Origin of the sequence: Vibrio sp. V43_P6S15P86, assembly GCF_009904725.1 — a bacterium.
Lineage (GTDB): Bacteria > Pseudomonadota > Gammaproteobacteria > Enterobacterales > Vibrionaceae > Vibrio > Vibrio diabolicus.
Window position 1 is genome coordinate 1 of record NZ_WXWT01000119.1, and the last position, 7,540, is coordinate 7,540.

A 7,540-nucleotide genomic window follows, 5' to 3' on the forward strand; every position below is an offset into this window, starting at 1 on the left:
GTCAACATCAGGGCATTACCCTTTAATAAGTGGCGCGTCCTGGAGGATTCGAACCTCCGACCGCCTGGTTCGTAGCCAGGTACTCTATCCAGCTGAGCTAAGGACGCGCAGTTTTTGATATCAACTTTCGTCAACATCAGGGCATTACCCTTTAATAAGTGGCGCGTCCTGGAGGATTCGAACCTCCGACCGCCTGGTTCGTAGCCAGGTACTCTATCCAGCTGAGCTAAGGACGCGCAGTTTTTGATATCAACTTTCGTCAACATCAGGGCATTACCCTTTAATAAGTGGCGCGTCCTGGAGGATTCGAACCTCCGACCGCCTGGTTCGTAGCCAGGTACTCTATCCAGCTGAGCTAAGGACGCGCAGTTTTCGACATCAACTTTCGTCAATATCAGGGCAATACCCTTTAATAAGTGGCGCGTCCTGGAGGATTCGAACCTCCGACCGCCTGGTTCGTAGCCAGGTACTCTATCCAGCTGAGCTAAGGACGCGCAATAATCTTATTTTACTTTGTATAACCCGTTTATCAAACGAATTATTAAATAGTGGCGCGTCCTGGAGGATTCGAACCTCCGACCGCCTGGTTCGTAGCCAGGTACTCTATCCAGCTGAGCTAAGGACGCGCAGATCTTCTTGCTAGGAAGTTGTGAAGCAAATCACATTCATTTCTTACGAAACAAAAAAAAGGCCATCGGGCCAGTCAATGAATGGCGGTGAAGGAGGGATTCGAACCCTCGATACGGGATAAACCGTATACTCCCTTAGCAGGGGAGCGCCTTCAGCCTCTCGGCCACCTCACCGTTTTCATTGTTATATCTCAGAAGAGATATGGCGCGTCCTGGAGGATTCGAACCTCCGACCGCCTGGTTCGTAGCCAGGTACTCTATCCAGCTGAGCTAAGGACGCACTTTTTTGTTGATTTCTCAACGTTGCAAGAATGGCGGTGAGGGAGGGATTCGAACCCTCGATACGGGATAAACCGTATACTCCCTTAGCAGGGGAGCGCCTTCAGCCTCTCGGCCACCTCACCGTCTTGCGGAGGCACATATTACGTTTTACCGAAAATATGTCAAACATTTTCTTTGAAAAAATCCACGAAACTGACTTAACCGTTGCTGATTTAATCAAAGTGACTATTAAACGAACTTTACCACTCTATTATGATGAAAAAAAGAGAGTCTTCTCTGAAAAAAAGACATTTATTTTCAAACAACTTCCTAGTGTTCGATTCAACAATATTGACGGATTCACAGCCACACTCAACACAATGGTTTCCGCAAATCTTCAAAAACATTAAAGACTAAAAAGGCCAACCCTTCGGTTAGCCTTTTTCATTCAAACTAAGCTCTGTAAACAGGAGCGACTTAGTAGTTACCTGAAGCAACGTTGCCATTGCCTTTTTCAGCTTGAATGCGCATGTAGATTTCTTCACGGTGAACTGAAACCTCTTTCGGAGCGTTAACGCCGATACGTACTTGGTTACCTTTCACACCTAGTACAGTTACAGTCACTTCATCACCAATCATCAGTGTTTCGCCTACGCGGCGAGTCAAAATTAGCATTCTTTGCTCCTTGAGTAATCTCTAAATTTTCTTGCTACAAAGCTATTATCCAACAAAAGTTATATTTTCGTAAACTACCTTGTTAGCGAAAATCAGCCTAAAAAGGCATGTTTTTGTTGAATGTTTAATGCTTCACTAGACGTAATGTAAGCATCATGCAGAATGTTTGCTGCTGTATCCACACATTCGGGTGCTAAAACTAGCATCATAGTGAGTGCATTCGTTGCGCTGAAATTGATCTCAATATCTCGCTTTGCCAACAAATCGCATGCGTGCTCTACCATTCCATTGGCTTCAAGCCCCACTGCGGTCAACAGGCTTACTACTTCACTATTACGGATTTTGTCGCTGAACACCAGATCGAACTTGGCACATGCATCTTGTTTTATCATGATACCTGCCCGTTCTGCTTCCTCGATCACATTCCAAATGTCTATACCCAGCATCTGACATTGTTTTGTAGCACTAGATAAATGTTCTTTATCGACTTCGATAATGGCAAGGTCACGTTGAATGGCTATACCAGAGACGGCTTGATTGCCTGACTCCCCCTTTACCAAACTGCCTTCATTAACATCAAATGTCGAAAGCACGCGTAGTGGTACATTATTCTTCCATGCAAATTGCACTGAAGGTAAATGTAATACTTTTGCGCCTCGGCTTGCCATCGCTTCCATTGAAGGAAAATCGATAACCGCCAATTTGCGCGCATTTTTCACTACACGTGGGTCACAAGTATAAATACCATCAACGTCGGTAAAGATTTGACACTCGTTAGCGCGCAATGCGCCCGCCAGTGCCACAGCGCTCGTATCTGAGCCACCTCGACCTAATGTGGTGATATCCCCGTTCTCATTCACACCTTGAAAGCCCGCAACAATCACGATTTGGTCTTGCTCAAGCAATCCCATAATTGTCGTGGTGTCAATGTGTTTAATCGTTGCGTCATTGTGTTGATTATCCGTCACAATATTCGCCTGTGCTCCGGTAAGCGAGCGCGCAGCATGACCCATTTTATTCAAAGTCATGGCTAACAGTGCCATTGACACTTGCTCACCAGCAGAGAGCAAAACATCAAGTTCTCGAGCTGTAGGTACGCTATCTATCTGTTTAGCGAGATCCATCAGTCTGTTTGTTTCGCCTGACATTGCAGACACGACAACAACAACTTGATTGCCATCATTTTTCGCCTTAATGATGTGTTCAGCGACTTGGTGGATTCTTTCAATTGAACCCACAGAGGTTCCGCCAAACTTTTGCACGATAAGGGGCTTTTTCACCAGTCTTCACCTTCCCAAGACCGAAGTCTCTTTAGAACTGCTTACATCTTAAATATTTCCTTTGAGAAAAATTATATAAGCAGTAGTTACAACAAAAACCAAGCAGCTTAAATGACTCGGTTAACTTTTGGTCAATTAAACCACTTGGTTGCTAAAAAAAATTACGCTCAATCAAAGAAACTTGATTGAGCGTAATTTTATTAGTTAAGAGCTTATAAACGCTCTTCTAGCCAAGGCTGAACTGTTTTAATTGCCTCTGGTAGTGCTGAAACATCAGTACCACCGGCTTGAGCCATGTCTGGACGACCACCGCCCTTACCACCGACTTGCTCTGCAACCATTTTAACCAGATCACCTGCTTTTACTTTACCAGTGAGATCTTTAGTCACACCAGCAATCAAGCCAACCTTGTCACCCGTTACGTTTGCAAGCAGTACAACACCAGAACCCATTTGATTCTTGATGTCATCAACCATGGTACGTAGGTTCTTGCTATCAGCACCTTCAAGGGCCGCAACTAGAACTTTTGTGCCATTTACTTCAACCGCTTTGCCCATGATGTTAGCGCTTTCTGCGGCTGCCATCTTATCTTTTAGCTTCTGCACTTCTTTTTCTAGTGCTTTTGCTTTCTGTGCAGACTCTGCCAGTTTCTCTTCGTACTTCGCGTTTTGAGCTTCAATAGCGTCTAATGCCGCCTCGCCTGTTACCGCTTCAATACGACGAATACCGGCTGCAATACCGCTTTCTGATGTAATTTTGAATAGACCAATATCACCCGTGCTTGATGCGTGAATACCACCACAAAGCTCAGTAGAGAAATCGCCCATAGATAGCACGCGAACTTCGTCATCGTACTTCTCACCAAACAATGCCATTGCGCCTTTCTTCTTAGCAGACTCAATATCCATCACGTTGGTTTCAATCGTGTGGTTACGACGGATTTGCGCGTTAACTAGGCGCTCAACTTCTTTCAACTCTGCTGCGGTTACGGCTTCTAGATGCGAGAAGTCGAAACGTAGGTTGTCTGCCTTCACCAATGAGCCTTTCTGCGTTACGTGCTCACCAAGAACTTGGCGTAGTGCTGCGTGTAGCAAGTGCGTCGCTGAGTGGTTAAGAGAGATAGCTGCGCGACGCTCTGCGTCAACGATGGTTGCCACTTCGTCACCTTTCGCTAGCACGCCTTCTGCCATTACACCGTGGTGTGCGATTGCGTTACCGAGTTTTTGAGTGTCTTCAACGCGGAATACACCAGACTCAGTACGGATTTCACCAGCGTCACCACACTGACCGCCTGACTCTGCGTAGAATGGCGTTTCACCAAGTACGATGATGGCTTTGTCGCCCGCAGATAGCGAATCTACTTCGTTACCTTCAACAAACATCGCGGCTACAGAGCTAGAGCCTTTAGTACCTGTGTAACCACAGAATTCTGTTTGCGTATCAACTTTGATTGCTGCGTTATAATCTGTACCGAATTGACCAGCTTCACGCGCACGTTGACGCTGCTCTTCCATCGCTTTTTCGAAACCCTCTTCGTCGATCGCGAACTCACGCTCACGTGCAACGTCGTTAGTGAGGTCTGCTGGGAAGCCGTAAGTATCGTAAAGCTTGAATACCGTTTCTCCGTCTAGCACTTTGCCATCTAGGTTATCTAATGCTTCGTTAAGAATTACCATACCGCGCTCAAGTGTACGACCGAAGTTTTCTTCTTCGATACGCAGTACTTTTTCAACCACTGCTTGTTGACGCTTCAGCTCTTCGCCTGCTGTACCCATTACTTCTGCTAATACGCCAACAAGCTTATAGAAGAATGCACCTTGTGCACCTAGCTTGTTACCATGACGTACGGCACGACGAATGATACGACGTAGTACGTAACCACGACCTTCGTTTGAAGGCATCACACCATCAACAATCAAGAATGAACATGAACGGATGTGGTCAGCAATAACGCGTAGCGATTGGTTCGATAGATCTTCATAACCAATGACTTCAGCCGCTGCTTTGATAAGAGTTTGGAATACATCGATTTCGTAGTTTGAGTGAACGCCTTGCATGATTGCAGAGATACGCTCGATACCCATACCAGTATCTACCGATGGTTTTGGTAGCGGTTCCATAGTGCCGTCTGCGTGACGGTTGAACTGCATGAATACGTTGTTCCAGATCTCGATGAAACGGTCACCATCTTCTTCAGGCGTGCCAGGACGACCACCCCAGATGTGTTCACCGTGATCGTAGAAGATTTCAGTACATGGACCACAAGGACCAGTGTCGCCCATTTGCCAGAAGTTATCAGACTCGTAAGGCTTGCCACCTTCTTTGTCACCAATGCGCACGATACGATCAGCAGGCACGCCAACTTTTTTGTTCCAGATGTCGAATGCTTCGTCATCGGTTTCGTAAACGGTTACCAATAGACGATCCGCAGGCAGTTTAAGAACTTCGGTTAGGAATTCCCAAGCAAATGAAATCGCATCTTCTTTGAAGTAGTCGCCAAAGCTGAAGTTGCCTAGCATTTCAAAGAATGTGTGGTGACGAGCGGTAAAGCCAACATTTTCCAGGTCGTTGTGTTTACCACCAGCACGTACACAACGCTGAGCCGTAGTCGCTCGAGTATAGGCTCGTTTTTCTAAGCCTAAGAAACAATCTTTAAATTGGTTCATACCTGCGTTTGTGAACAGCAGGGTTGGGTCGTTATGTGGAACTAACGATGAACTTTCTACGATTTGGTGTCCTTTGCTTTCAAAGAACTTGAGGAACGCGTTACGAACCTCGTCAGTGCTCATGTACATGCAGCTCTTCCTGAAAATAGTCGAGTTAGAATTTTGCCGTATTGTAGATCATGCAAACAGCTGAGACTAGTTTTCTTGAGGAAAAGAGGGAGTAGAAGAAAAAATTTGAAGCAAAACAAAAATCAGCGCAATTGGATCAACGCTAATCTTGGTCTTCAAAGGCAAGCGCATAGCTAATTTGGTCGAAACTGTAGCCTCGGTATTGTAGAAAACGGACTTGTTTTGCGTATTCTTTTTGGTCCTTGGCTTTGACGCCTTTGAATTTCTTTTCTGCCGCCTGCTTAGCAAGTTCAAACCAGTCTTGCGGTTCTTCAGCCATGGCTTGCTCAATCACCGATTCCGCAACACGTTTCTGGTTTAACTCTTGGCGAATTCGACGCTCTCCATGTCCTTTGTATACATGCTGCCGAATTTGGCTCTTCGCATAACGTAAATCATCTAAATAGTTATGGTCTAAGCAAAAATTAATCGCGATTTCGATGTCTGATGCTTCATAGCCTTTCATCGACAGTTTTTGGTACAGCTCATACTGACCATGATCGCGACGGCTAAGCAGTTGGATAGCCGCCTCTTTGCTCGATAATGTTGGTGTCTGGCGCTTTTGGTACATGGTGATCCTAAAGGTATTTTTGCTGTACAGACTCTCAATGGCCTTTGTGATGATTCGATTTTTGATGTCAATAGATACAACAAAGCCCCGCATTGCAGGGCTTTATCACTTTTTAATCTGTGAAGGGATTAAAACTCTTCAGCTTGCTCAGGCGCCTCGCCTGCTTCAGGAGCTTCTGCAAGGGCTGGCGCTAACAACATTTCACGCAATTTAGTATCGATGGTTTTAGCCACTTCAGGATGCTCACGTAGGTAGTTGCACGCGTTCGCTTTACCTTGACCAATCTTATCGCCTTGGTAGCTGTACCAAGCACCAGCTTTTTCAACCAGTTTGTGCTTCACGCCTAGATCTACTAGTTCACCTTCGCGGTTAAAGCCTTGGCCGTACATGATTTGCGTATTGGCTTCTTTAAACGGCGCAGCAATCTTGTTCTTAACTACTTTGATGCGCGTTTCGTTACCAACGACTTCGTCACCTTCTTTGATTGCGCCAGTACGACGAATATCAAGACGAACAGAAGCGTAGAATTTAAGTGCGTTACCACCCGTGGTCGTTTCTGGGTTACCGAACATAACACCAATCTTCATACGGATTTGGTTGATGAAGATACACATACAGTTAGACTGTTTTAGGTTACCTGTTAGCTTACGCATCGCTTGAGAAAGCATACGTGCTTGGAGACCCATGTGGCTGTCGCCCATTTCGCCTTCAATTTCTGCTTTTGGTGTTAGCGCCGCAACTGAGTCAACAACCATTACGTCGATAGCGCCAGAGCGAGCTAGTGCATCACAAATCTCTAGTGCTTGCTCACCAGTGTCTGGCTGAGAAACCAAGAGCGCATCGATATCAACACCAAGTTTCTTCGCGTAGACAGGATCCAGAGCGTGCTCTGCATCGATAAACGCACAAGTTTTACCTTCACGTTGCGCAGCAGCGATAAGCTCAAGCGTTAGTGTTGTTTTACCTGAAGATTCTGGACCGTAGACTTCTACGATACGACCCATTGGCAGACCACCTGCACCCAAAGCGATATCAAGAGAAAGAGAGCCTGTTGAGATCGTTTCTACGTCCATTGCTCGGTTATCACCAAGGCGCATGATAGAGCCTTTACCGAATTGCTTTTCAATTTGACCTAGCGCAGCGGCGAGCGCTTTCTGTTTGTTCTCGTCCATTACTTTCTCCGATTTATTCATCTTCTTTGGGCGACGAATAGTAATTCATTTTTCTTAAGCAGCTAACCTGCTCAGCAATGAAAGTTATTATACTGTTGATTCATACAGTGTCTATACC

General features: G+C 45.7%; 5 protein-coding genes and 8 tRNA genes. All 13 read right to left on the reverse strand.

Features of this window, described 5'->3' with window-relative positions; translation table 11 throughout:
- Positions 1-30: 30 nt before the first annotated feature.
- A tRNA-Arg gene (locus tag CAG69_RS05090) sits at positions 31-107 on the reverse strand.
- 52 nt (positions 108-159) lie between these two features.
- Positions 160-236 (reverse strand) — tRNA-Arg (locus CAG69_RS05095).
- A 52-nt stretch (positions 237-288) separates the two neighbouring features.
- A tRNA-Arg gene (locus tag CAG69_RS05100) sits at positions 289-365 on the reverse strand.
- Between the two features lie 52 nt (positions 366-417).
- Positions 418-494 (reverse strand) — tRNA-Arg (locus tag CAG69_RS05105).
- Positions 495-549: 55 nt separating this feature from the next.
- Positions 550-626, reverse strand: a tRNA-Arg gene (locus CAG69_RS05110).
- An 85-nt stretch (positions 627-711) separates the two neighbouring features.
- Positions 712-803: transfer RNA gene (locus CAG69_RS05115), tRNA-Ser, on the reverse strand.
- A gap of 29 nt (positions 804-832) precedes the next feature.
- Positions 833-909, reverse strand: a tRNA-Arg gene (locus CAG69_RS05120).
- A 32-nt stretch (positions 910-941) separates the two neighbouring features.
- Positions 942-1,033 (reverse strand) — tRNA-Ser (locus CAG69_RS05125).
- Positions 1,034-1,367: 334 nt separating this feature from the next.
- Positions 1,368-1,565 carry a carbon storage regulator CsrA gene (gene csrA / locus CAG69_RS05130; RefSeq protein ID WP_004415691.1) on the reverse strand — a complete coding sequence of 66 codons (198 nt, stop codon included), beginning with the start codon at positions 1,563-1,565 and terminating at the stop codon, positions 1,368-1,370.
- 92 nt (positions 1,566-1,657) lie between these two features.
- The gene (locus CAG69_RS05135; RefSeq protein WP_012841412.1) at positions 1,658-2,845 is read right to left on the reverse strand and encodes an aspartate kinase; all 1,188 of its coding nucleotides are present in this window, start codon (positions 2,843-2,845) and stop codon (positions 1,658-1,660) included.
- Positions 2,846-3,057: 212 nt separating this feature from the next.
- A complete protein-coding gene (gene alaS, locus CAG69_RS05140; RefSeq protein ID WP_109169448.1) occupies positions 3,058-5,640 on the reverse strand; it encodes an alanine--tRNA ligase in 2,583 nt (860 codons plus the stop codon).
- Positions 5,641-5,782: 142 nt separating this feature from the next.
- Positions 5,783-6,250, reverse strand: a complete 468-nt coding sequence (recX, locus tag CAG69_RS05145) for a recombination regulator RecX (RefSeq protein WP_005393871.1) — start codon at positions 6,248-6,250, stop codon at positions 5,783-5,785.
- 128 nt (positions 6,251-6,378) lie between these two features.
- Positions 6,379-7,422 carry a recombinase RecA gene (gene recA / locus CAG69_RS05150; protein WP_005393872.1) on the reverse strand — a complete coding sequence of 348 codons (1,044 nt, stop codon included), beginning with the start codon at positions 7,420-7,422 and terminating at the stop codon, positions 6,379-6,381.
- Positions 7,423-7,540: the final 118 nt, after the last annotated feature.

Coding starts and splice junctions, on each gene's coding strand:
- csrA (WP_004415691.1), bottom strand. CDS start 1,565: ATGCTAATTTTGACTCGCCGCGTAGGCGAAACACTGATGATTGGTGAT.
- alaS (WP_109169448.1), bottom strand. CDS start 5,640: ATGTACATGAGCACTGACGAGGTTCGTAACGCGTTCCTCAAGTTCTTT.
- recX (WP_005393871.1), bottom strand. CDS start 6,250: ATGTACCAAAAGCGCCAGACACCAACATTATCGAGCAAAGAGGCGGCT.
- recA (WP_005393872.1), bottom strand. CDS start 7,422: ATGGACGAGAACAAACAGAAAGCGCTCGCCGCTGCGCTAGGTCAAATT.